The sequence below is a fragment of the Lactiplantibacillus sp. ME-2 genome (assembly GCF_022549155.1).
Taxonomy (GTDB): Bacteria; Bacillota; Bacilli; order Lactobacillales; family Lactobacillaceae; genus Lactiplantibacillus; species Lactiplantibacillus plantarum.
The window spans coordinates 1-444 of record NZ_JAKZEQ010000133.1; the positions used below are offsets into that span (position 1 = coordinate 1).

Genomic DNA, 444 nt, shown 5'->3' on the forward strand with positions numbered 1-444 from the left:
GTGATATACTGAACACGGTTAACATATTCGGAAGTTTTAAGTATCATTAAACTTGCTATCTATAATTTTCTTAGATGTTAATTCGGCTGGTTACTTTGATTTAGTTTCTAGGAGGAATATAAGTATATGCAAAGTGGTACTGTGAAATGGTTTAACGCGGATAAGGGCTTTGGATTTATCACCGGTTCGGATAATAAAGATGTATTCGTTCATTTCTCATCAATCCAAACAGATGGGTTTAAAAGCCTTGATGAAGGTCAAAAGGTAAGCTATGAAGTTGAACAAGGGGATCGTGGCCCTCAAGCAACGAATGTTGTTCCACAATAATTTATTTTGATACTGATGAAACTGCTTTGTAATAAGGCAGTTTTTTATTTTATGGCACTGAAACATACGGGAAAGCAATGTGAAATATGGACTTTACAGATGTTTATGGCATTAAGC

At 34.9% G+C, this 444-nt stretch carries 1 protein-coding gene; it reads left to right on the plus strand.

The genetic code is table 11. The features are described from left to right. Nucleotides 1-126 precede the first annotated feature (126 nt). Entirely contained in the window at nt 127-327 is a 201-nt protein-coding gene (locus MMY95_RS15685; protein ID WP_003643340.1) for a cold-shock protein, read from the plus strand. Nucleotides 328-444 lie beyond the last annotated feature (117 nt).

Excerpts from the sequence above, each read along its gene's own strand:
- MMY95_RS15685 (WP_003643340.1), top strand. The coding sequence starts at position 127 with ATGCAAAGTGGTACTGTGAAATGGTTTAACGCGGATAAGGGCTTTGGA.